Below are 24,167 nucleotides of genomic sequence, written 5' to 3' on the forward strand. Positions count from 1 at the left end.
CGGTGGTATAAGTAGGACTGCTTATGCTGCCAGTGAGTAAAACTGCTCGGCACGAGTGTATCCGATGCCACTGTCTTCCATTTGGCCCTTGGCGATCATGTGCATGAGTTCGATGCCGCTCAACAGGATGCGGGCACAACGAAAATTCTTGAAGCCGAGCATGGGCCGCGTGCGTCGCTTGATCGCCCGATGATCTTGTTCGACGACGTTGTTCAGATACTTGTTCTGGCGAATCTTGATCGGTGTTTCCCGCTCCGCGTTGAGGGCATCCAGCGCGGCCAGGTTCGCACCGCTTTTATCGATTGTCACCGTCTCGGGCTCGCCATTTTGGTCGATTGACTTTTCGAAGTAGCGCCGCGCCGCGGCCTTGTCACGATGGGCGCGCAGCAGAAAATCCACCGTGTTGCCCTCCTTGTCGACTGCGCGATACAAATACTTCCACTGGCCTCGGACCTTGATATAGGTTTCATCCATTCGCCAGCTCCGACCGACGGCTCGCTTTTGGCGGCGAAAAGCCTTCTCCAGAACCGGCAACACCTTGATGGCCCAGCGATGTACGGTTGAATGGTCGACCGAAATTCCGCGCTCGGCCATCATCTCTTCCAGATGTCGAAGGCTCAGCGGATACGCCACATACCAGCGCACACACGTCAGGATCACATCGAGCGGATAGTGCAAGCGCTTGAGCACCCGTGCCAAGGCTGGATTCAGAGTCGTCATCAAGCGTCCGATCGTTCGCATTGTCAGGGCACATGATACCCAACGCTTACTGCGACAAAACCACGCGCTGCCGATCGTCGAGCAGACCGGCAAGCCCTACGCCAGCGCGACCTACGGCAAGATGCACGCATGCGGCCACGACGGTCACACGACGATGCTCCTCGGTGCCGCGCGCCATCTCGCGCGCATGCAGCGTTTCAGCGGCACGGTGCATCTGTACTTCCAGCCGGCGGAGGAGCGCAGCGTGCCGAGCGGCGCGCAGAAGATGATCGCTGACGGCCTCTTCACGCGCTTTCCGTGCGACGCCGTGTTCGGCGCGCACAACCATCCGGGCATGCCGCCGGGTACGTTCCTGTTCCGCAAGGGTGCGTTCACGGCCGCGGGCGACAAAGTGACGATCACGATCGAAGGCGTCGGCGGGCACGCGGCGCGGCCGCATCTGACGGTCGATCCGGTCGTGGTGGCGTCGAGCGTCGTGATGGCGCTGCAGACCATCGTCGCGCGCAACGTTGATCCGTCGCAGCCGGCGGTCGTCACAGTCGGCTCGCTGCATGCAGGCACGGCGAACAACGTCATCTCGAATTCGGCGAAGCTGGAACTGAGCGTGCGCTCGTTCAGCGAGGAAGTGCGTGCGCTGCTCAAGCGCCGCATCGCCGAGTTGGTGCAGGCGCAGGCCGCGAGCTACGGCGCGACGGCGGTGGTGGCGTACGAGGAGGGCCATCCGGTCGTCGTGAACACCGACGCGGAGACGGATTTCGCCGCGCAGGTGGCGCGCGAACTCGTCGGGGAAGAAAACGTCGTCGGGAACGCGGACATCCTGATGGGTAGTGAAGACTTCGCGTTCATGCTGCACGAGCGCCCGGGCTCGTTTCTGTGCATCGGCAACGGCGCAGGCGAGGACGGCTGCATGGTCCACAACCCGCACTACGACTTCAACGATGCCAACCTTCCGGTCGGCGCGGCGTACTGGGCGCGCCTCGTCGAAAGGTTTCTCGCGCAATAACTTTTATCCAAATTTTATGCGCATGACGCTTGTCACGCATGGCCGAAGCGGCGGTCAAGCCGGCAGCGAGAATTCTCCGATCGCTTCGCGCAGCACGTCGACCTGAACCTTCAGCGAGTGGGCGGCCGCCGCCGCTTCCTCGACGAGCGCGGCGTTCGCTGCGTGACCGGGTCCATCTCGACCGCCGCGCGGTTCACCCGCACCGGACGTGCAGATCTCCCGCATCGCCTCTCGGACAAGACATCACGCCTTCGTTCACGGCTCGCAACAAGTACAAGCTTAGACCTCGAAGGGGCGGTAGCGGCTTTGTCAGGTTGATGGGAAGGCGCCGGTAGAACGCAGTGGCGAAGAAGACAAAATCTCGTCCGTGGGTGACCACACCAAGCGACTGCTCGGCTCGGCGGATTCAACCTGCCGTTGCAGCCCTGACGGCTCGACCGGCGGCAATGGGGTCGTGTGCCGCCGCCGTTCGCCGTCAGGCAGTGACCGGCCATGAGCGGGCGTTCACCAGTGCGCTCAGGCGGACACTCCAACGTCAAGTCCAATGAGATAGCGGACCTTTGTCCCTCAACAATCCACGTCGCGTTCATGCTATCGGGGATTGAAGCCCGAACCTACTGGGCCAAGAACGCCATTGAACATATCCCCGAAATCTGGCCGATCGCCAAGCGCACGCCCGGTTTGCTGACCGCATGATCGCAGGTTTGACTACAGCATATTCAGGAAGGCGGCATAACCGCCGTACCGCTTCAGCATAGAATCCCCTGAGGAGGTTCCAGTTTTGTCAGCTATCAAGCGCATCGATTCGGGCCATCCCGCCTATCAGGCAGCGCCGCACAGGACAACCTGCTACCCTGCGGAGCACGTTACATTGACGGCCGGCTCCAGGAAGAGGCTGCGCCCCTGTGTGCCTCATCTCAAGGTCTGGAGCGGCAAGGTCGGCGTCGGCGGCACGAGCAGCGATAAGTAGGCATTTGCAACCCCAATACGGCGTCGGGCTATAGAGAGGTGGCAACGGGACGTCTCGCCCTCATCGTGGCAGTTGTGCTTGCGGCACAGGTCGGCCGGTTTCGGCAGTCCGCCTGAGCTTGCAATTCGTCACTTGCCTGACGGTTCCGCCCTGAAACCCGCTCTTCCGATGCTGCTATCGACTGGACGAATCCATCGCACCCTCAGGTCCGCGGAACCATCGCGATAAGGCTTGGGCAGTCTCCTTTTCGTCAGGGCCGTCTTCCTTGGTTCGCCAAATCGGCACCAGCAAGCGGAACTCAAGGGCGACAGCCAGCAGGTATCTTCCAAAACACTAACGCTGTATCGCTCGATTGTGGAAAATCAAGGATGCAAGCGCTCAACGAGTCGCGACAGGGCAGTCTTGTCGGTCAGATCCAGTTCTTTGTAGATACTCCCTAGGTAGTTGTTAACTGTCGAAGGTGAGAGGTGAGCACGCTCCGCGACCTGCGTCTGCGATGCCCCTTCGGCAAACAACAGTGCAACCATCCGCTTTCTGGGGGCCAGGCGATCCCAAGGATGGCTCCGGCGCAACAATAGCAGTGTCGTCTCGTCAGGCTGCTTGCGTCGGTAAACGGATATCGCCTTCCCTGTCCACGGTGACGGATTCAGAGACATGAGCCAAGACTGGAGTTCCTTTGGAAGCCGCGGACCCTGCCATCCAGGCCACTCGAGATGCATCAAATGCCCAAAATTGTCTTGAGCCTCGGACAGGATCTGGTCTGGCATCGTCACGGCTAGGCAGAACTCGACCGGCGCGGGCCTGCTACTTGCCTTGCGAATCGCTTCGTTCAGCCAGTTTTCCCGCCAAGCATCAATAACATGCGGCGCGACCGTTTCTATGTTCGATACGTCCTCGTCGGAAAAAGAGCACCTCGTCTCGTTTCTATAAAGGGAGAAGCCGGCGACAATCTGGGGGACCTCCTGAAAGATACCAATCGTCATAACGTGCTCCTGGCGGTATCGCTTCAGGAAAGCCCGCATCCGCTCGGAGCTGTAATGCTGATATGACGCATGGACAGCTGTACCAGGTGGTGCAGCCAACGCCTTGTGATATACCACGTCTTCCTGCCAGAGCATTCCCGCCGCATATTCCTGGATCAAGCGTTCTGGCTGGCGGTAAAGGTACCAGGCGTGGATGCTGGAATTTTCTGAATTTTCATAGCTAATCGCCGCCCTGTACCAGAAGCCGGAATCAAGTTGGACGAGGCTCCCGAGTTCATCAAATACCCACTGTCTGAATTCTGAGTGTGGTAACCGTCGAGATACACGATACAGGTCCAGAAGAAACGCGCTAACACCGGGACTCATTTGACTCTCCACTTCTGGAGACGGGAAGGCCCAAAGTCTCCTTCGCAAGGGCTGTTTCCCCTGTGCAATTACATCGATACCTAGGCACGGGCCTGCAGCGGCGCGTTATACCTTGATAACTAGGCCGTGCGACAGCGCTGTCGCACGGCTGCTTCGTATCGCTCATGCCTGCAGCGTACCTAGTGAGGTCGCGCTCAAGAAAAGGGCAATTGCCCTCTTACCGCCGGCTCGACGTCTTCATAGTATTACATCAGCCCAGACCTCGAACAGCCTTTCAGCGGCGATACTGCCAGCAGCGCCTGACTACGTATCCTACGCTGTCGTCACTCTTTGAGGTCTGCGTGCACGGGAGATTGATTTCTCAAATTACGAAGGAGTACGATCATGGCCGTGAGTGATTCGTTTAGGAGAAAAGCGGTTGCAATGGGTGCCGCTTGCGTGTTGATCTTGAATGTGCAGCCTTGCTTTTCCGGTGACAGCTGGCAAAGCGGAGACTACGATCCGAGAGAGAGCCAACTCGGCGTAGATACTTCGCCGAGTTGCCGCGGGGTTTACATCATCACTGTCGGCGGAACGCCTTTCTACGTTGGCAAGTCTCGTGAGATTAGGAAGCGCTTGAGAGAGCATTTCACGGGTGCGGGTAGCACGGCAGTGGCTAGCATACTAAATCAAGGTCAGCCGATAAAATGGAATGCACTCTGTACCGATAGCGACGAGCAGGTAGAAGCTCAATTGATGGAGCGCTTACACACAACCAGTTTGGGAAATCTGCGGATAGAGAGGGATCCCGGCGATTAGGCGGCGGTATCAGAGAAAGGGGCCGTTCGCATGCATCAACCGAGTGGAGACCGTCCACGGTAATGATGTCACGGACGGCGCCCAGCCGAGTCTGCATTGATTGACGAACGGATGCCAAGGCTGGGGGCCAGCCACGAGATTATAAGTTGAATGACCGAACCACCTCCTTAGCTGTCCTTCGAGGTACGAGAGTGCGATCGGCTGCAGTGGGTCGAATTCTGACCGACGCGGCCGGCTCGACGACGCCCCGTCGCCTCCTCACGCGATCGGGCGGTAGTCGGCCCAGAGCGTGTCAAAACGCGCAGCGACTGGGAATTAGCGAAACCTGGCTTGACGCAGGTCTCGACTTTTCGATTGCGGCGATCCGAGCGTCAAATCACAGCGGAAGTATTGCGAAGGCGCAGCACCTCCCAACAGGGCTCACGCCCGCATCGCTGTGATCAACGCTTCTGAACCGAGTAGCTTGATCACTCGCTTCATGTTGTACGCAAGCACGTGCAAGCTCATTTCTGTGCTCACGCGCTCGATGGTCCGTGTCAGGAAATGAGTGGCGCCCATCCACGCCTTGATCGTCCCGAACGGATGCTCGACAGTCTGTCGCCGGATGCGCATCATCTCAGGCGCATGATCAAGTCGCGCCTGCATCTCGTCAAGAACAGCTTCGTGTTCCCAGCGTGCCACGCGACGTTGAGGGCCTGGCGTGCAATCCCCCTTTAGTGAGCATTGCTGGCAATTTGAACTCCAGTATTTACTGATCTTCAGACCGCGCTCAACAGTTGAGAATCGCCAGATTAGCCGCTGGCCCGCCGGGCACCGATATTCGTCCGTCTGTGCGTTGTAAATGAAGTCATCCTTGCCGAAGCGACCATTAGCCGTTGCGCTCGATGTCACCGACTTCGGAATGAACACGCTTATTCCGGCCTCATGGCATGCAAGTATCTCCTCGCTCTTGTAGTAGCCCCGATCCGCAACTGCAGTGAGCTTGTCGACGGCCATCTCTGTGCGGGCAAGCTTCGCCATCGACGCCAACTGATCACGATCGAGGCCATCATTGGTAACGACATGCGCGACAATCAAATGGTGCTTCGTGTCAACCGCAGTCTGGACGTTGTAGCCGACGACCCCCGTTCCTCGTGTCTTCATCGAACGGGCATCTGGATCCGTGAGCGATACCTGTTTGTCGGGTGCTGCGTTGAGTTGGACCTCGATCTCCTTGAGGCCTCGCATCTGTTCCTTCAAGGCCGCAATCTTGTCCTGCAGTCGCTCGGTCCTGACCTTTGCGATGGCAGGCTCCTGACGATCCGCTGTGTCCATCGAATCGAGATAGCGAGCGATACTTGACTCGATGTCGCGCATGCGTCGTTCAAGCTTCGCGCTCGTGAAGTTACGGTCACGGTGGTTCACCGCCTTGAACTTGCTGCCGTCAATCGCAACGATCGCTTCGGCGAAGAGGTCCAGACGCTGGCACAGCACGACGAACTGACGGCAGACGCTACGGATCGCTTTGCCGTTGTCCTTGCGGAACCGCGCGATGGTCTTGAAGTCCGGTGCCAGGCGGCCCGTGAGCCACATGAGTTCGACGTTACGCTGGGTCTCGCGTTCAAGGCGACGGCTCGATTGGATCCGGTTCAGGTAACCATAGATATAGATCTTGAGCATCACCTCGGGGTGATACGACGGCCGACCTGTCAACGCTGGTTCGACGCCTTCAAACCCAAGCTTATGAAGATCAAGCTCATCTACAAAGACATCAACTACGCGCACGGGATTTGTGTCCGTCACGTAGTCATCGAGCGCTTCAGGGAGGAGAAAGCTTTGCGTACGATTGTCGCCTTGAACGAACCGTTTCATCTTGCTCATCTCTCGCTATCGGATGGCAAATTTTAGCGCTCCAAAATGCGTTTTGACACAATCTGGGCCATGAAGCGTCGTTCACCTCGTGCGTAGATCCGACATTCGCGTGTTGGCGTCGCATCACTCGCGTTGCTGCCAAGATCTGTTGCGTGGCGCCACATTTCCGGCCAACATAACAGGCGTTGCGGCTTGCTGGGAGGCAATAAGATGGCAACGCGCATTGTCGGGCTGGTGGCGGTCGGGGTCGACAAAGTCGGCCTACTTGAAAAGCTCGATGGTGCGGCCTCGGGCGCAGCGAAGCTTGCCGGTTGGCTGCGCGGGCAATCGACCTTTGGCGTTACTGCCAAGATCAAGGAACTGACAGACGCTTCAGGCTGCAGGGTTTCGGCTCGTGACGTACAGGACGCCGTCCGATGCCTGATCGAGACCGGCGACCTAGATCTCCTCATTCTTTATTTCGCGGGGCACGGAATTGTCAAGTCGGGAGGCGACGAGCAAGTGCTTCTCACGGACGTCGAGCACTATAAGGACGAGGCGATTGCCATCGCGCCCACCGTGGCGAACGCCTGGCACTCGACGGTTCCTCATCTAGTCGTCATCTGCGATTCCTGCCGCAACGCGGTCGATCCCTTCGGTCCACTCGGCACCGTCGCCGGAAAGCCAGCGCTGGATCGACGGGCGGTCGTTGGCGCTCGCAAGTCGAAGGTAGACGTGTTCTATGCCACCGAGCCGTCACAAACCGCGAAGGAGTTCCGAGGAGAGGGATTCTTCACCAACGTGCTGCTCGATGCGCTCAACCGGCCGCCAGAGGATGTATGCGAAGAGTGGCCATGGCTTGTGCCGGGCCAGCCCGTGATTACGGCCTGGAGCCTAGAGGACTACCTTGGGGCCGAGGTCCCCCTCAGGGCTGCACAACAGACGCCACCGTTCTCCCAGACTCCCGACGGATTTGTCACGTCGCGAGTTCCGCAGTTCATCGGCTATGTGGTGCCCGAGCCTTCGTCCCTCGGAACATGGTGGACTCCGGACCTCGACAGGGTGGCAGACAGATTTCGGATGGGCGACAGACCAAAGCCACGGCCGATTCCGATCGACCGCGAAGTGGCAACGCGGGCCGCGCGTGAGCGCAACCTTGCCATCGACGAGGTTGCGGCGATGGTGACTGTGAATTTCCCGGTGCCCAATGCCGCGATCGGCGCTGGGCTTGCCGCGTATCTCGAGAACTACATCGGCAGTGAATATGGCAGGGCAGCCTTCGAGACGCGAACAGGCTACAGCGTCTTGGGCGGGGCCGTCGAGAAGGTGCTTCTGTCGGGAGGAAGTGCCGGCGAACTTGCGAACGCCGAGGGCGAGCCCTCGGTGGATGTCCGGCTCTACCCGCCGCCCTACTCGAGCCCTCCGCGCGAGCAGCGCGGGTCAGTGGCCCTCTTCTTTAAGGGCGGCACCGTGTGCATCCTCCCGATACTGCCTGGATATGTCGGTACGCTGCACCTCATCGACGGACGAGTCGCCTCTGTATCGTTCGAGGTGTCCGAGCAACTTCGGCAAGATCTGGGCGATACGTATGCGGACCGGCAGTTCCTCTCCGAGCGGCGCGCTTTGGCCGCGGCGCTCTCGTTCTCAGGAAAGCTCCAACGGCTGGCGCAAAATGAAGGGCGGTTGCTCGCCGACTACATACGCCAGAGCAAGCGAGCGGATCCCGCGCTTGGCATCTACGCTGCATATGCCTACGCGCTATCTGGTAATGACGACGGCTCGCGTTCCGTCTTCGACTGGATGAAGGGCTATGGCTCTCTAGACCTGCACAACATGCTGCCCCCTGCGCCGGTGCCCTTCGACGTGGCTATGCTTGCCGGCGTGCTTTCTCGTGAAACGGCTCTCGGCAGTCCGGGCTTTGCGCCCTTTCTGCCGATGATGACACTCGGCTGGAGTCTAATGGAATCGTATGTGAATGCCGATTCGCTGCACCCCACGATTATCGTCGCCGGTAAGCACCGGCTAAACGCCGAGTGGACGACGTTTCGCTACCGGGATGTACATCCCATGCTCGACGCATTTGAGCGAGGAGAGTTGAAATGAAGGTAGTTTTCGTACATGGCAGGGCTCAAGAGAACAAGGACGCAGCGGATCTCGCAGACTCATGGAAACGAGCAGCCGTCAACGGCTTTGCCGCCGCCGGATTACCGCCCCTCGCGCAGCTCGACGTGGCACTGCCCTATTACGGCGACCTGCTGTTTAATCTCACCGAAGAGGAGGGGCGCGAGGCCTTCAGAACTCTCGTCGACCGCGGCGCCGAAGCCTCTGCGCCCTCAGCCGAGGAGCAGCAGTTCACGCAAGACCTCGTGTTCGAGATCGCTCAAAGAAAGGGCATATCGCTTGAGTCAATCGCTCTCGAGGCGAAAGAGCCGATTGTCGATCGAGCAGTGCAGAACTGGAAAGCTGTGCTCGCCGCCCTCAGATTGCTGGACCGCGTTCCGGGTGTAGGCCAAACCTCAATCGAGCTCTTTACCCGCGATGTCTGGTACTACCTCACCAGGAAGGGCGTGCGGCTGCAGGTCAATGCCGCAGTCGACGGGGCGATTCCGCGCGACCAGCCGTGTGTCATCGTGTCCCATTCCCTCGGAACCATCGTCGCCTACAATTTATTGATAAATAGGCCGCAACGGGCGAACGTCAAGGCGTTCATCACGATCGGTTCACCACTTGGAATCAAGGCCATCTACTCTCGCCTTCCATCCGACGTCGGACCGCGCAGGGCACCCGAAGGCGTGGATCTCTGGTTCAATGCCCGTGACCCGGAGGATGCGATCGCCCTCTATGAGATTTCGCCTGAAGTCTATAAGGGCGCGCCCGTAGTGCGGAATTACAGCGGAGCCCAGAACACCAGCGACAACCAGCACGGCATCGTGGAGTACCTTGGCGATAAAGTCATCTCCCAGGCGATATACACCGCGGTTCGGTAACCTCGTGCCCGACCGCAGGTAAGCGCTGATCTTCTGTTCTCGGGCGGTCCATCCGTGGCGGGAACTGTCCGCTTTCGGGTCGAACTCTGACCGACGCGCCCGGCTCGACCATGTCCCCGTCGCCGCGTCACGCATCGGGCCGTGGTCGGCCATCTACGGCCATTGGCCCGCGGTTTCACAAGGACATTCGCATGTCGGCTCCGCCTCCGACACCGGACGTTCGTGCGTGGATCATGTCCGGTGGCGTCGTCGGCCATTATAGGTAGTCCGTCCCGCCTTTCATCGATAGATAGATACTGTCAGACTGGGAGCGTTCTGCCAGTCTGACAGTGGCGGGACATGCACCCGTTTCGCGCTGCCAAACACGTTCCACTTTTCCGGTTCAGGAAGAACCGTTCGGCAAACGCGACGACGCTCCTATGTCAAGCGACTCCGATCGATGTCGCTCGCCGCTCGGGAACCTGGATGGTGCGCGACGGTTTAGGTCGTCGGTTCGACGAACGGGCACCGCGATGCTCGAGCGTTTGCCGCTTCGCGGGACGGATCTGCCTTGTTTGAGGACGCCGTCCGGCATCGCCGCGCCCTGAGCCCTGAGCCCCGGAGATCAGTAGGCGTTGAAAGCCACCGTGCGCCAGCCGATGGTCTGCACGCGTTGCGACAGGATGGGCGAGCTCACGTACTTGGCGTCGAAGAAGAAGTCGCCAAGGATGTCTTGCAGCGATTTCGTGATAGCCGCATTGATGCCGAGCCATTCGGTCTGGATGACGAGCCAATATCCCTCGAGTTCGGACGACGGGGCGTTCTTCTTCAATCGCTTGCGCGCCTCGTCGGGCACGCTGTCGTAGGCGACGTTCGCCCTTTTGCTAGCGAGCTCGCTCTTGCCGGCTGGCGTGAGCTTGCGGTTGGAGTGCTCGCGATAGGCCTGATCGCGGTAGATGGGCTTGTTGTTCCGCGTGGGGTCCTCGCCGATCTTCTCGAGTTCAGCGCGCAGCGAGGCCTTGGACTCGACGAGCCCATTGAGCTTCTGCAAGCAGTTACGGATCTTCTCGGGCTGCCACGTGAGGCCAACGTCGTCGAAGAAGATGAGCATTCGCGCCACCTGGTGGCATATCGATACAAAGGCTGCGCAGGTGATGCCGCGGTTCTCGCTGAGCGGCGCGTTGTCGATCGCGCGCAGCGTCCATTTGAGCAGCCGCACGAGCGCCGGGAACTCGAACGGGATTTGGCCGAAGTCGGTCGTGCGCACCATGCCCGTGAAACGGCTCGCGTGGGGGCTCTCGACGAGGAGCTGCAAGCGCTGGAAGTCCGCCGACGAAGGGTAGTTGCCGTAGGGCGTGCGCTTGACGGTTTGCGCGAACATCTGCGCGATTTCGGCCGTGCGGGAGCGCAGCACGTTATCCGTCGGATGGGCGTGCCGGTATCCGCCGGCGCCCTTGTCATCCGCGTAGGTCGCGACGTCCGCGATCTCCAACTGCTGCGCGCCCGCGTGAACGTAGCTCCGGCCGAGGCCGTGGCGCGGCTCGAGGAACACGGTGACGTGGATCGGCTGCCGGGTGGTGGGCGGGTAGCGCGTAAACACCAGGTCGCCCGTCACAAAAGTGTTGATGCTGTCCGTCAGCTTGCTCATGCTGCCCCCGCACTGCCTGAATAATGTGGTGGTCAGACAAATGTGAAAAAACGATAGGTTGTTGAGTTGTAGTGGTCAAGTCATTTCGAACGCGACGATAGATTTTTTGCTGCCATCTTCGGCTCGACATTCGCCGACCAGATTTGCGCTAAATTACCGCTCAGGCCGCCGAGTCACTTGGCTGCCGACCCAACTGCCCTACGACCGTTGCTCGTTCGAAGCGGCCGTTAAAGTCGTGTGGGGTCGAGCGGCAGAGACGGGTCGGGTTCGGCCGACCGCGTCGGGCGGCAGTCGGCCCAGATTGTGTCAAAACGCATTTTGGAGCGCTAAAATTTGCCATCCGATAGCGAGAGATGAGCAAGATGAAACGGTTCGTTCAAGGCGACAATCGTACGCAAAGCTTTCTCCTCCCTGAAGCGCTCGATGACTACGTGACGGACACAAATCCCGTGCGCGTAGTTGATGTCTTTGTAGATGAGCTTGATCTTCATAAGCTTGGGTTTGAAGGCGTCGAACCAGCGTTGACAGGTCGGCCGTCGTATCACCCCGAGGTGATGCTCAAGATCTATATCTATGGTTACCTGAACCGGATCCAATCGAGCCGTCGCCTTGAACGCGAGACCCAGCGTAACGTCGAACTCATGTGGCTCACGGGCCGCCTGGCACCGGACTTCAAGACCATCGCGCGGTTCCGCAAGGACAACGGCAAAGCGATCCGTAGCGTCTGCCGTCAGTTCGTCGTGCTGTGCCAGCGTCTGGACCTCTTCGCCGAAGCGATCGTTGCGATTGACGGCAGCAAGTTCAAGGCGGTGAACCACCGTGACCGTAACTTCACGAGCGCGAAGCTTGAACGACGCATGCGCGACATCGAGTCAAGTATCGCTCGCTATCTCGATTCGATGGACACAGCGGATCGTCAGGAGCCTGCCATCGCAAAGGTCAGGACCGAGCGACTGCAGGACAAGATTGCGGCCTTGAAGGAACAGATGCGAGGCCTCAAGGAGATCGAGGTCCAACTCAACGCAGCACCCGACAAACAGGTATCGCTCACGGATCCAGATGCCCGTTCGATGAAGACACGAGGAACGGGGGTCGTCGGCTACAACGTCCAGACTGCGGTTGACACGAAGCACCATTTGATTGTCGCGCATGTCGTTACCAATGATGGCCTCGATCGTGATCAGTTGGCGTCGATGGCGAAGCTTGCCCGCACAGAGATGGCCGTCGACAAGCTCACTGCAGTTGCGGATCGGGGCTACTACAAGAGCGAGGAGATACTTGCATGCCATGAGGCCGGAATAAGCGTGTTCATTCCGAAGTCGGTGACATCGAGCGCAACGGCTAATGGTCGCTTCGGCAAGGATGACTTCATTTACAACGCACAGACGGACGAATATCGGTGCCCGGCGGGCCAGCGGCTAATCTGGCGATTCTCAACTGTTGAGCGCGGTCTGAAGATCAGTAAATACTGGAGTTCAAATTGCCAGCAATGCTCACTAAAGGGGGATTGCACGCCAGGCCCTCAACGTCGCGTGGCACGCTGGGAACACGAAGCTGTTCTTGACGAGATGCAGGCGCGACTTGATCATGCGCCTGAGATGATGCGCATCCGGCGACAGACTGTCGAGCATCCGTTCGGGACGATCAAGGCATGGATGGGCGCCACTCATTTCCTGACACGGACCATCGAGCGCGTGAGCACAGAAATGAGCTTGCACGTGCTTGCGTACAACATGAAGCGAGTGATCAAGCTACTCGGTTCAGAAGCGTTGATCACAGCGATGCGGGCGTGAGCCCTGTTGGGAGGTGCTGCGCCTTCGCAATACTTCCGCTGTGATTTGACGCTCGGATCGCCGCAATCGAAAAGTCGAGACCTGCGTCAAGCCAGGTTTCGCTAATTCCCAGTCGCTGCGCGTTTTGACACGCTCTGGGCCATAACGAGACACCCGCGGGAAACCGCCGAATGGCCGGTTACCGTTTCGCTGCGGTCAACCGACCATCGCAGCAGAGGCGGGCAACGCATCTTCAACGCTTTCTTCCCTTCGCCACGATTCTCCGATCTCGCCCGCCTGCGGGAGCGTCGTCTACGTTGAGCTGGCCGTCGGCTTGAGCCGCAGTAAAAGACCTTGATCGTTCGGTCGAGCCAGGAACGACAAGAGCGTGCCGGCCGCCTACCCTGATCGCATCGAATGACGAGGTAATATGTTGGTCGGCCATGTCAGCTGTCAAAGTCTGTCAAACCGGGAGTCCAATATGTCGAACAAACAGCAACCAGGCGATACGATCCAGAACTGGACGGACAAGTGGGTTGCATCTGTCTCTGACTATTCAATTTATGCGATTTCGGCGGACGGCCGGATTCTGACGTGGAATCCCGGCGGCATAGCTATCCACGGATACCAGCCCGCCGAGATCATCGGCCAAATGCTGGACACCCTCTACAGAGAGGATGACCGACAACAAAGGGCGCCCGCGGCTGGCCTCGAAATCGCCCGACGCACAGGACGCCGCGATACCGAAGGGTGGCGAATCCGTAAGGATGGCACAACGTTCTGGGCCAGCGACGTGATTACCGCATTGCATACGGAAGATGGGCAATTTGCCGGTTATGTGAACATCGTGCGCGATATCACGGAGAAAAAGGCCGCACACGACGCAGTGCTGGAAAGCGAGCGACGCTTCCGCATGCTGGTTAACGGTGTGACTGACTATGCAGTCTTTATGCTGTCGCCGGAAGGTGTCGTCACAAACTGGAACTCCGGCGCACGGCGAATCAAGGGCTACGCTGCAGAAGAAATCATCGGTTCGCATTTTTCGCGCTTTTACACGCCGGAAGACGCCGCGACAGGACTGCCGCAGCGCGGGCTGACCGCTGCTGCAAGGGAAGGGCGATTTGAAGCGGAAGGATGGCGGGTCAGGAAAGATGGCAGCCGTTTCTGGGCGCATGTCGTGATCGACGCAATCCGCGACGAAGATGGAACGCTTGCTGGATTTGCGAAGATCACCCGTGACATCACGGAACGGATGGAAGCGAACCGGGTGCTCGAAGAGACCAGGACCGCATTGTTCCAGTCGCAAAAGATGGAAGCCATCGGTAAGCTGACGGGCGGCGTCGCGCACGATTTCAACAATGTATTGCAGGTATTGCGCGGTAACCTGGAGCTGCTGGAGAACCATCATGCCAGCGACGGATGGACCCGGGAGCGGCTCGACAAGGCGATCGACGCGGTAGAGCGCGGCGCAAAACTAGCGTCCCAACTGCTCGCCTTTGGACGTCGGCAGCCCTTGCGACCGGTTGTGATCAACCTGGCTCCCGCGATACGGGGCATGGATGATCTGTTGCGGCGCGCACTTGGAGAGACCATTGAGGTGGAGACGGTCGTTGCTGGCGGGCTATGGAACACGATCGTGGACATTCATCAGCTGGAGAACGTCATCCTCAATCTGGCAATCAACGCGCGCGATGCGATGCCCGATGGCGGAAAGCTGACCATGGAACTGGCCAATGCGATGCTCGACGATCAGTATGTTGCCGGCTTGCCCGATGTGCCGGTAGGCCAGTACGTCATGCTAGCCATCACCGACACTGGCACTGGCATGCCGCCGGATGTGCTTGAGCGGGCGTTCGACCCATTCTTCACGACGAAACCTGAAGGGATGGGAACCGGGCTGGGTTTAAGCATGGCCTATGGTTTCGTCAAGCAGAGCGGCGGACATACCCGCATTTATAGCGAGGTCGGGCACGGCACGACCGTCAAGATCTACCTGCCGCGGTCCACCGAAACGGCAATCGAGCCTCCTGCGAGACCGAGCGTCAGGTTGCTGGGCGGAACGGAGACCATCCTCGTAGTGGAAGACGATCTGAAAGTGCAATCTACCGTTGTCGATACGCTGACGGGGCTTGGCTACAGCGTGCTGAAGGCAGACGGCGCAGAGCAGGCGTTGACCGTGATTCGAAGTGGCATCCATATTGACCTGCTTTTTACGGACGTCGTGATGCCCGGGTCCCTGCGCAGTCCCGACATGGCCGCGCAGGCGGTGCAGCTTCTGCCGCGTCTGAAGGTGCTGTTTACTTCCGGCTATACGCAGAACGCGGTTATTCACGGTGGACGGCTGGACCCGGGCGTTGAACTGTTGAGCAAGCCATACAGCCGGGAACAGCTCGCCTACAAGATCCGCCAGATACTCGGCGCTACCTGCGCGACCCGTGGAAACCAGGACGCAACGCTGTCAGCAGCAAATGCTGGCACGACATGTCTCCGGGTTCTTCTGGTCGACGACGATCCTGCGTTACTGGAAGCCACGAGCGAATTGGTAAAAATGCTCGGACACGCTCCGGATGCGACTGGCTCGCCGGAAGAGGCGCTGCGTTGGCTCAGGGACAAGGCGTTCGACGTAATGCTCGCCGATCTCACCATTCCTGGCATGTCGGGAATCGAACTCGCCGAAACAGCGGTTCAGTTACAGCCAGGGCTGCGCGTTATCTTTGCCTCGGGCAACGAGATGCCTGATGTCCCGGCGCTGACGTTCCGCTGGAAGGCGTTACGCAAACCCTATACCCTGGAGGAACTGGGCAGAGTGCTAGACAATTCCCAACTTTAGACACGCTCACCGATGTACTGCCGACAATTCACGCGAGATTAACGTCCTGTCCAAGACATTGCGTGCATAAAAGGCGGTTGCATCATTAGCGACCGTCTCAGATCGATCCGAAACCCGACGGACGAAAACTCGTCCTGAGTGACCGGACCGGGTCGCAAGTACTCGTTCGCTTTCCGCGGGACGAGTCATTCCCGACCACCGACCTGTGAATGACGGGAAAGCGCCCCATACCCGTCTGACCGGCACCGATGCTCGAATGACGGCTCAGGCCGATCAAGAGTCTGTCGTCGATGCGTGGCCAGGCCGCACCGAGGAGCTGGATCTAACGCAGCCTGGCCGTCAATCCACGGCCGGATAGCGATACGGAGCGACGGCAATTACATATTGAAGGCGGGCATTGCAGTGGCGCGAGTTCGAACGGCGCTCCGGGTCGATTGTTGCCCCTGGGGCGCGCCCCAACTCTCCCAAGTGAAGGTGACGACCCATGCGTATCGCACAAGCGATCCACATATGCATCCGTCAATGGACATGCAGGAAGTGGATAAGCTCATGCGCGCCTTACGTTTGCATGCGCGGGAAGCGCCACATACCCTGCGACAATTCATGCAGGCGGTAAAAGCATGAGATGTGGCTAGCACGCCATCGCAGCATCAATTCCAGGCAGATGCGCAGCGAGTCCCGAGGGCGAGAAACAGCGGCGATGTCAATCGTTCTCGGCCGAATCCCGATCCGGCTCGGGTATTGGCGAAGGAGCCGTTCCCGCGAGAAAGTGTCGGAGTTGTCGCTCAGCCTCAATCACCTTGTGAAGAGGCGCGGTTGCCAGTTGTGCGTCATGCAGCGCAAGCAGCCTCTCGAAGACCGGAATTGCGTCCTCAGCAAGCATCCATTCGTTTAACCTGTCGGCAAGTTCAAGCGCCACCTCGACCGCGTATTCCACCATCTTGTAGCATTCAACCCGTTCGTTCCCGTAGCCTGCCTGCTGAAGAAACCACGCGACGTAGACGACGCGAATGAGCTCATTAAAAAGATGGCCGTTTCCGTGGCCGCCTGGGCAGCAGCGGAGCCGACTCGCTCTATAAGCCGCGAAGCCACCCACACTGTTTCCGTCCCGGCTTTCGTCTATCCGGACAGTGTTCGCTGGAACGTCTTTAGCCGCAAGGTTATGTCCGGACTGCGTGAATATCCGGCTACGGTGCACGCCGCCCGCGAATATGTAGAGGCGTTCCAGGAGTTCGGTGAGCCGATCGACCTTTGCAGTCAGGTTGAGTACGAATGTGCGAAGACAGCGAAGGCCGCCTTGGCGCTGGCTGTAGATTGTCAATTACGATGGCCGCCCGAGCGACAACTATCTTGGCCGGTCGGCGGGGTTAGTTGTCGCTGCTCAGTTCGTCATAGTTGTCGCTCCTTCCGATTCGGGTTGGGGTAATTGACGCCGGCGCGTGCGCTTGTTGTCGTCGACGCTGCGACGCCGGTAGCTTTCCACGTTCAGCTCGAAGATCGTCGAGTGATGGACCAGTCGATCGATGGCGGCCACCGTCATCGACGGATCCGGGAACACGTCGCTCCAGCCGGAGAACGGCTGATTGGCCGTGATCAGCAGACTGCGCCGCTCATAGCGTTCGGCAATGAGTTCGAACAGCACACTCGTTTCCGCTTGATCCTTGCGCACGTATGACAGGTCGTCGAGGATGATCAAGTCGAAGTGATCGAGCTTGGCGAGCATCGATGGCAACTGCAGGCTTTGACGCGCCGCCTGCAGCTTCTGCACGATTTCGCCGGTGCGTGTGAACAGCACCCGGTATCCGGCGTCGATCAATGCATGGCCGATGCCGCAGCCTAAATGACTCTTGCCCGCACCCGGAGGCCCGAACAGCAGGATCGTGGCGCCTTTCTCGAGCCACGAGTCGCCGCTGACAAGCGCCATTACATGCGCCTTGGAGACCATCGGCACCAAGCCGAAGTCGAACGTCTCGAGTGTCTTGCTCGGATCCAGGTGCGATTCGACACGGTGCCGCTCGATGCGTCGTTTCGCGCGTTCGGCCAGTTCATGCTCGAGCAGCGCGCCGAGCAGACGCGTCGACGGCCAGCCTTCCTTGTCGGAGCGCTGCGTGAACTCAGGCCATAGCCGCGCGATCGTCGGCAAGCGCAGCTCGGTGAGCATCAGCCCCATACGGGCGGCGTCGTAGGTTGCAGGCGCGTTCATACCGATACCTCCTCGCCGATCAGCGTGTCGTAAAGGGCCGCCGCCGGCATGTCGACCACTACGTCCGGGCACTGCGCCTGGCGCGGCGCAAATTCATGCTGCAGTTGCTTGAGATCGGGCAACTTACCGGCGGTGAGCAACGCTTCGAGCCGCTCGGCAAGAACCGCCTCGACTCCATGATTGGCGGCCAACTCAAGCAGCCCGACCATGGCCTTGCAGGCATCGCGCTGAGTGAGTTGGGCCTCGAGCCGCTCCCACGTCCGGCGGTATGCCTCGCGCGGGAACAAGTCGTCGCGAAACGCCAGCCCCTTGAACGCCTGGGGCTTGCGTTTGAGCGCCTCGATGAAGTGCCGGTAGTCGAGCTTGCGACGGCGACTATTGGCGGCATGCGAGCCCCGCGCGGTGCTATGCACGAGTGCGCCGGACAGATAGCAGTCGAGGTGATCGGCGTAGACACGGACCTTCAGACGGTGGCTGATCAGGCGTGACGGCGCGCTGTAGAGAATGCCGCGCACGGTGAACGTGCCGCAGCGTGTCACGCGGGCTTCCTCTTCGATGAAGTCGGTCGTGCGATGCGCGGGCAGATCCTGCAAATGTTCGCGCTCGGCGTTGAACGCAGCCGCGTTGCGGCGGTTGCGTCGCATGACGACCTCGCGAACAAACGCTTCATAGGCAGCACGATCATCGAAGTCGCGATAGCCGCGCAGCATCAGCGCTTGATCGACCGCCTCCTTCAGATGACGGTGCGAGGATTCCACGCTGCCGTTCTTGTGGGCCACGCCAACGTTGTTGCGGGTGCCGGCCATGCCGTAATGCATCAGCAGCGCGTCATAGCGAGCCGTGAAGTCCTCTTCGGCCTGCAGATTCTTGAATGCTGCCGATAGGCTGTCAGTACGATGCTCGTGCGGGCAGCCGCCGGCCTGCCACAGCGCGTTCTGCAAACCCGAGGAGAGGGCCTCGAAGCTCTCGCCGCCTTCGACGACATAGGCGTATTCCCAGTGTGAGAACGCGAGCACGAAGTGATAGAGGCGGTGATCAAGTGGCGCGCCGGCGATCGTCACCCGCAGATCTCGCATATCGGTGAAGTCCGACAGCCCCTGCACGCCAGGCAAGTGCTGCTGTGGGAAAAAGATTTCCTTGCCGGGGCCCTCGAGTGCGCGCCATTGGCTGACGCGCCGCTCGAGCGTGCGCCGCATGCTGTCGGGAAACAGGCCGGGATGCGCTTCCTGCAGCTTGCACAGCAGCGTGATGGCCTTCAGCCGAGGAGCGTGGCGTAACAACGGCACGACCTCGCTGTCCCAAACGTCGGCGAACGGATCGGATCGTGTGCGCCAGGTGCGCGGCGGCTTCTGCGACGGCAGACGGCCGTCATGCTCGATGCGCCGGGCCGTGCGAACGCTCATACCCGCCATGGCCGCGGCGACTTCCTGAGTGTGATGTTTGCGCTTGCTCATAAAGAGTCGGACCTGCTGGTCCGTCACGTAGGTTCCGGGCATGGCTGTTCGCTTCTTGTTGGACGCGATCAGCCATCGTAAAACCCCGCTCTTCCGGCGCCGCCGGTAGTTCGTCGTCTTCGGCGGCTACGCCGCCTTCGACTCCTCACCACCGGCCAAGGTAACTGTCAAAGGACCGGCCAAGATAATTGTCGTTCTCTAGCTGGCTCGGGCCACGCGCCGCCGACACGGCGCTGCGACGTGGAAACCGGGCGTCAAGGATTCGGCGATGGAACGCGAACTGTCCGACTTCATTGCGAGCGCAGAAGAAAAGCGCAAGGTATCGCTCGATCGTCGGAAGGAGAGCATGATCGACCGGCGCGCGGACACACGACCGTTCGAAAGCCCTCTGAGCGCCTCAAAGGGAGCGGAGTTCGCTCCATGACGTGCAGTCGGCGTCCACGCGTGGAGCAACTGATCTGCCTGGGACCGTTGAAGCCTCCTGAACGGTAGTTTGCATGCGCCTGTGTACGGACACCACACTCCCGATTCACTTAAAGCTGTGGACGCGCGAGACATACATCAAGCCCTATGGTCCGAGCCCCGGGGCTCCCATTGATGAAATCGCGCGCTCAGAAGTTCCTGATCAACTGCTCGACATGGCAGGTCACGCCCGGCCCATTTGTCGCCTGCAGGAGTGACGGCGGTACGATCGTCTGCATGCCGGGAACACCCAACTCATTCGAAGATATCGCGCCGGATACGGTTGGCGAAGGGATCGCTACAGCTACATGTGGGAAATAGGCGTTGTACCGTATAGAAATGCGGCATCCCGTCATGGACGAGTCGGACCCAATGGAGTTCTACCTGGAGCGGGCCGAGATCATCAAGATCGACGGTGGACGCCCCCGGCCAGACACCAATTACGCGGCAATCATCCTCACGCGCCTATACTGTGATCGACACGTCGTCGTCTGCCCCGACACGCCAGACTTCAGACTTCTCTCCCGGTCACCGGCCGAGTGAAGCGACGAAACAGGGATGTCGTCTACACGTGAACGTCATACATCCCGCTGCAGTTCGGAGGATGACATGCTCAACTCGGACGATTGGCAGAAAGAGGTTGTCAAGGAAGGCGTGGTAATGTGCCGCGCATGCGGCGCTCCGCATCCGACTATGGGAGCGTGCGCCATCGGAGCGATGACGGTCCACCAGGAATATATCTGCGAGCAATGCGGGCACGCATTCACGGCGCTATATGCGCTCGTCGGGTGCTATGACGGAATTGGCGACACATGAGCGCGGGACTGGAACAAAGGGTCCATGTACTCGCGTAGCAAGATTGCCTTTTGCCTCGTCAGGCCAGGGGCGAAAGGTCGGGTTGACGCAGGCCGTGTTGTACACGGCCTGTACCAAAGCGTCGACAGCCTCAAGGCACGGCTCGTGCCGCGACAACGTGTCCGGAACAACTTCGCCACTCCTCCGCGCGAATTGAATCTCCATTCCCTCATCGAGAACACTCGGGTCGGGATAACGCAGTTTCTCGAATTCGTGGAGATTTTTAACCACGCCGTTGGAGTTGTCGAGCGACGCGCCAGGAAACACCCGCTTGAATCTCTTCCACACGCGCGTCATGTTATGTCCAAGGTTGCGCAACTGGCCGCGTGCCTCATCCAGAGACACTGGCCCCATCTTACGCACAGGAGCGCCCTTCAAATACATTTCGACTGCATGGTGAAAGAGATTTGCGCTGACAGGAGCCTGCCCGCAAAGCAATGCAAACCGCAGGGCCACGCGCATCGCTTGATTTCTCGCAAAGCCTGACTATCATAAAGAACTGATGTAGCCCGCTGGAGCTTGTCCAGCGCCCTTTGCAGTACACCCTTGCGGCTTTGCTCCGTCCCATGTCTGGATGGCCGCAGGTCTGATGTAGACCCGGAGTTTCCTGTCTGCCCGGTTGGGGAATCAACGATTCCCGCCCGGGGCTCGCGATTCCCCTTTTTCTTTAGGAGAATCGCCATGAACCAGACTGAGCAACCCAGAAAGTATTTCGACCTTCATCTGACCGGCCTCGGTTACCTTTCGCGCGTGCGCGAAGTCACCTCGGCTGGGCAGGGTCGCGCCCGGGCCAGGCCGTTTCTGGCCTGTTCGATTGCCGCGTTCCACGGAGATCCCGAGGTTCAGAACGGGATCGTCTACCTGAATCTCGATCTGATCGTCTCTGGCGAAAAGGCCAAAGATGCGATCCTGTCGGTGATGAATGACGCCAATGATCGCGACGTCAAGGTGCTGGTCGGCTTTCGGGCCGGTGATCACTACATCAGCACCTATGAGATCAGGCAGGGGGACCGTGCCGGCCAGATGGGCACAGTCCTGAAAGGCCGACTGCTCAAGGTGTTCTGGATCAAGGTCGATGGAGCGTTCGTGTATCAGGACGAACGGCAGGACGAGCGTCATGAAGACCAGACCGAAAACCCGTCCGAAGACCTGGCCGATCACCCTGACGACGTTGTCTTTCCTGACTGGCATCAGCAACTGGATCCGCCGGCGATGGGTGATGCTGGCTTCGACGACCCAGTCGCCCCTGCCACTCGCGACATGACACAGGTTCAGCGGTCGGATCGTCAGCACGACGACCTCCGCGATCGACGCCCGGCAGGAAACCCTGCCGGGTCTCGCCGCGGAGCCGGCTTCCTGCGACGTGCTGTCCGTCGGACAGGCACTGCAGCTTGAAGTCGGGTTGTCGTCAGCCCCCCTGCCTTGCGCGGGTCATTCCGTGTGTTGGTGCTCGGGTTTTCACATGCAACAGGAGGAAAGTTTTTGATTCGTTATCCTCTATATTGAGATGTAGGTGTCTTTCCAGCTTTTCGGGCGTTTGCGTGTTCGCCCTTCTAAAACACGCCTCGATCCCTGGTTCGTCCGCTTTAAAAAGGCCAGGTGCGATGCCGGTTCGCCGGCATCAACATGCGGTTTCTTGATCCCTGCCTCAGGCGCCTTTGCGCTTTTCTCTCCTGAGGAGTCACAGGACGCCCGTCGCAGCCGCGAAACCGGCTGCGACTTCTCCCTCCCCTGCCACCGCCCATCACGGGGCGATACGTGCTGAACTGCGTCGTCAGTCGGCTTGCTCCAGCGCGACCACCGGGTCACGCTGCGGCAAGCTGGCTTCCCGTGGCTTCCCTCTTCGTGTCCCGACTTCCCTGATCTCCCGGGCCAACGGCGGCCTCGAAACGCCGTGCCGTTTGCGCTCGCTGCGCTAAACGCCCCTGGTCGCGCGCCCGCGGCCAGGGGACATTGGCAGGCGCCCTGCTGTACGGACACCTGCCAATGGACATTTCACCGTTGATCCGCCGGCTGCGGATCCGTCAGGTTACGACGTCACTGTGACCAGACTTGCGGTATCCGCAGTTCATTTCCGGCGCGTTGTTTCTGCGCGGCTGCGTGCCAGATGGATCGGCATTCGGAATGTTCTCTGACCTGGCTGTTTCAGATCGTCACCGCATGTACCAGGCGGCCATCGATCTGATCGTCCAGTTTTTTCACCCCGAGGGCATGCTTCCCTCAGGGGACGTCCCCTCTTTTTCTGGAGTTTTTAAAATGGGTATGGACGTCTTTGGAAACACCCCTCGTTCCGACAAGGGCACTTACTTCCGCAATAACGTCTGGTGGTGGCATCCGCTCTGGCACTACTGCGAGACGGTCGCGGCCGACATCATCCCAACCGGTAACCTCGGTCATTCAAACAATGGCTGGGGTCTGGACGACGATGGGGCCAGTGCGCTTGCAGAACGACTGGAGCTTGCCCTCCGCTCGGGTCACACACACAGGTACGCCGAGCTGTATCACCAGCGGCTCCTCTCTTTACCGTATCAACCCTGTACGGTGTGCGGCGCTACAGGTCATCGCGCCGAGCCACCTGCAATCGGACCTGGACCTTTGTTGTGTAACTCCTGCGATGGCAAGGGCGAAGTGCCCGATTTCGAGAGGCACTATCCGTTCGACGAGGACAACGTCCGCGAGTTCGCTGGATTCCTTCGAGTGTGCGGTGGATTCCGCATCTGTTAGGTCACGTGTCATCCGCGGTTGACCTTATCTACACCGCGGAACAACGGCCGGCCATTCCGATATTTCCCCCCGGGGCATTGCATCCCCTGGGGAGCACATGCCCCTTCACCCGTTCAAGGAGCATGTCATGTCTGTCTATTACTACGATGTCCCTGCTTCAGCTACGCCGTCTCCGGACCTTGGACTGACATCACGCGAGCAACGTCTGCGTGACGGCAGGCTGCTGGACCTGTCGCGCATCGCCTGTGAGGCCGGCTTCAGGGCACCTGTTGCGATTTCGAAAGAGGGGTTGGGTGCATGCCTCGCCGGTCTTACCGACGCGGGTCACGATGCCATTCACGCCCCGTGCTCATCATGCGTTGCAGCGCGGCGCATGTGGTCCGTTCTGCGGTCCGCAGCCGCCGAAGTCATGCATCGGCACGAAGACAGGACAGTCTATTTCAGTGCGCGCCTCGAGTCAGACGATGCCAATGCAGCACCGGCCTCCGAGGTTCATCTGAAACTCGTCATCGATGCGGGGACCACTGACCGGCCGGTCGCAACGATCCTGCTGCCCGACCAGGACTAGCCACATCGGGGTCGG

The 24,167-nt window shown here is 59.7% G+C and carries 17 protein-coding genes and 2 pseudogenes; 10 read left to right on the top strand and 9 right to left on the bottom strand.

Annotated elements, in window-relative coordinates; all coding sequences use genetic code 11:
• Nucleotides 1-21: 21 nt before the first annotated feature.
• Nucleotides 22-720 carry an IS6 family transposase gene (locus OKW35_RS17550; protein ID WP_429552064.1) on the bottom strand — a complete coding sequence of 233 codons (699 nt, stop codon included), beginning with the start codon at nucleotides 718-720 and terminating at the stop codon, nucleotides 22-24.
• Between the two features lie 61 nt (nucleotides 721-781).
• Here OKW35_RS17550 and OKW35_RS17555 point away from each other — a divergent pair.
• Nucleotides 782-1,723: pseudogene (locus OKW35_RS17555) on the top strand (amidohydrolase); the annotation flags it as partial.
• A gap of 54 nt (nucleotides 1,724-1,777) precedes the next feature.
• On the opposite strand, the pseudogene OKW35_RS17560 reads toward OKW35_RS17555, so the two are convergent.
• Both OKW35_RS17560 and OKW35_RS17565 read right to left on the bottom strand, forming a co-directional pair.
• Nucleotides 1,778-1,995, bottom strand: a pseudogene (locus OKW35_RS17560) (hypothetical protein); the annotation flags it as partial.
• 1,060 nt (nucleotides 1,996-3,055) lie between these two features.
• On the bottom strand, nucleotides 3,056-4,042 hold the full coding sequence (locus OKW35_RS17565; protein ID WP_429552702.1) for a response regulator transcription factor: 987 nt from the start codon (nucleotides 4,040-4,042) through the stop codon (nucleotides 3,056-3,058).
• Between the two features lie 384 nt (nucleotides 4,043-4,426).
• On the opposite strand from OKW35_RS17565, the gene OKW35_RS17570 reads away from it, so the two are divergent.
• Nucleotides 4,427-4,840, top strand: a complete 414-nt coding sequence (locus OKW35_RS17570) for a GIY-YIG nuclease family protein (RefSeq protein WP_429552703.1) — start codon at nucleotides 4,427-4,429, stop codon at nucleotides 4,838-4,840.
• Nucleotides 4,841-5,260: 420 nt separating this feature from the next.
• On the opposite strand, the gene OKW35_RS17575 is transcribed toward OKW35_RS17570, so the two are convergent.
• Complete coding sequence (locus tag OKW35_RS17575) at nucleotides 5,261-6,691, bottom strand: IS1182 family transposase (protein ID WP_429552804.1); 1,431 nt, start codon at nucleotides 6,689-6,691, stop codon at nucleotides 5,261-5,263.
• A gap of 210 nt (nucleotides 6,692-6,901) precedes the next feature.
• Here OKW35_RS17575 and OKW35_RS17580 point away from each other — a divergent pair, with 210 nt between their 5' ends.
• Nucleotides 6,902-8,773 carry a caspase family protein gene (locus tag OKW35_RS17580; RefSeq protein ID WP_429552704.1) on the top strand — a complete coding sequence of 624 codons (1,872 nt, stop codon included), beginning with the start codon at nucleotides 6,902-6,904 and terminating at the stop codon, nucleotides 8,771-8,773.
• Nucleotides 8,770-9,657: a hypothetical protein gene (locus OKW35_RS17585; protein WP_429552705.1), complete on the top strand. Its 888-nt coding sequence runs from the start codon at nucleotides 8,770-8,772 to the stop codon at nucleotides 9,655-9,657. The genes OKW35_RS17580 and OKW35_RS17585 overlap by 4 nt, the downstream gene beginning before the upstream one ends.
• A 604-nt stretch (nucleotides 9,658-10,261) precedes the next feature.
• Here the strand turns inward: OKW35_RS17585 and OKW35_RS17590 are convergent.
• Nucleotides 10,262-11,284 (bottom strand): hypothetical protein, encoded by a 1,023-nt coding sequence (locus tag OKW35_RS17590; protein ID WP_429552706.1) that lies wholly within the window; start codon nucleotides 11,282-11,284, stop codon nucleotides 10,262-10,264.
• A 362-nt stretch (nucleotides 11,285-11,646) separates the two neighbouring features.
• Here OKW35_RS17590 and OKW35_RS17595 point away from each other — a divergent pair, with 362 nt between their 5' ends.
• Both OKW35_RS17595 and OKW35_RS17600 read left to right on the top strand, forming a co-directional pair.
• Nucleotides 11,647-13,077: an IS1182 family transposase gene (locus tag OKW35_RS17595; protein ID WP_429552804.1), complete on the top strand. Its 1,431-nt coding sequence runs from the start codon at nucleotides 11,647-11,649 to the stop codon at nucleotides 13,075-13,077.
• A gap of 460 nt (nucleotides 13,078-13,537) precedes the next feature.
• On the top strand, nucleotides 13,538-15,886 hold the full coding sequence (locus OKW35_RS17600) for a hybrid sensor histidine kinase/response regulator (RefSeq protein ID WP_090812589.1): 2,349 nt from the start codon (nucleotides 13,538-13,540) through the stop codon (nucleotides 15,884-15,886).
• 703 nt (nucleotides 15,887-16,589) lie between these two features.
• On the opposite strand, the gene OKW35_RS17605 is transcribed toward OKW35_RS17600, so the two are convergent.
• From OKW35_RS17605 to istA, 3 genes are read right to left on the bottom strand one after another with little or no spacing between them, the layout of a single operon-like run.
• Nucleotides 16,590-17,207: a hypothetical protein gene (locus tag OKW35_RS17605; protein WP_429552707.1), complete on the bottom strand. Its 618-nt coding sequence runs from the start codon at nucleotides 17,205-17,207 to the stop codon at nucleotides 16,590-16,592.
• Nucleotides 17,208-17,267: 60 nt separating this feature from the next.
• Entirely contained in the window at nucleotides 17,268-18,089 is an 822-nt protein-coding gene (gene istB / locus OKW35_RS17610; protein WP_429552708.1) for an IS21-like element helper ATPase IstB, read from the bottom strand.
• Complete coding sequence (gene istA / locus OKW35_RS17615; RefSeq protein ID WP_429552709.1) at nucleotides 18,086-19,585, bottom strand: IS21 family transposase; 1,500 nt, start codon at nucleotides 19,583-19,585, stop codon at nucleotides 18,086-18,088. The genes istB and istA overlap by 4 nt, the downstream gene beginning before the upstream one ends.
• A 226-nt stretch (nucleotides 19,586-19,811) precedes the next feature.
• On the opposite strand from istA, the gene OKW35_RS17620 reads away from it, so the two are divergent.
• The gene (locus OKW35_RS17620) at nucleotides 19,812-19,967 is read left to right on the top strand and encodes a hypothetical protein (protein WP_429552710.1); all 156 of its coding nucleotides are present in this window, start codon (nucleotides 19,812-19,814) and stop codon (nucleotides 19,965-19,967) included.
• Between the two features lie 809 nt (nucleotides 19,968-20,776).
• On the opposite strand, the gene OKW35_RS17625 is transcribed toward OKW35_RS17620, so the two are convergent.
• Complete coding sequence (locus OKW35_RS17625) at nucleotides 20,777-21,322, bottom strand: hypothetical protein (RefSeq protein ID WP_429355126.1); 546 nt, start codon at nucleotides 21,320-21,322, stop codon at nucleotides 20,777-20,779.
• Between the two features lie 219 nt (nucleotides 21,323-21,541).
• Between OKW35_RS17625 and OKW35_RS17630 the strand changes: the two genes are divergently transcribed.
• From OKW35_RS17630 to OKW35_RS17640, 3 genes are all read left to right on the top strand, one after another.
• On the top strand, nucleotides 21,542-22,255 hold the full coding sequence (locus OKW35_RS17630; RefSeq protein WP_429552711.1) for a DUF3577 domain-containing protein: 714 nt from the start codon (nucleotides 21,542-21,544) through the stop codon (nucleotides 22,253-22,255).
• 729 nt (nucleotides 22,256-22,984) lie between these two features.
• Nucleotides 22,985-23,584, top strand: coding sequence for a hypothetical protein (locus OKW35_RS17635; protein WP_429552712.1), 600 nt, complete (start codon nucleotides 22,985-22,987; stop codon nucleotides 23,582-23,584).
• A 127-nt stretch (nucleotides 23,585-23,711) separates the two neighbouring features.
• The gene (locus tag OKW35_RS17640; RefSeq protein WP_429355129.1) at nucleotides 23,712-24,152 is read left to right on the top strand and encodes a DUF6573 family protein; all 441 of its coding nucleotides are present in this window, start codon (nucleotides 23,712-23,714) and stop codon (nucleotides 24,150-24,152) included.
• The last annotated feature ends 15 nt before the right edge of the window (nucleotides 24,153-24,167 follow it).

Origin of the sequence: Paraburkholderia sp. MM5477-R1, assembly GCF_050436385.1 — a bacterium.
Classification (GTDB): Bacteria; Pseudomonadota; Gammaproteobacteria; order Burkholderiales; family Burkholderiaceae; genus Paraburkholderia; species Paraburkholderia tuberum.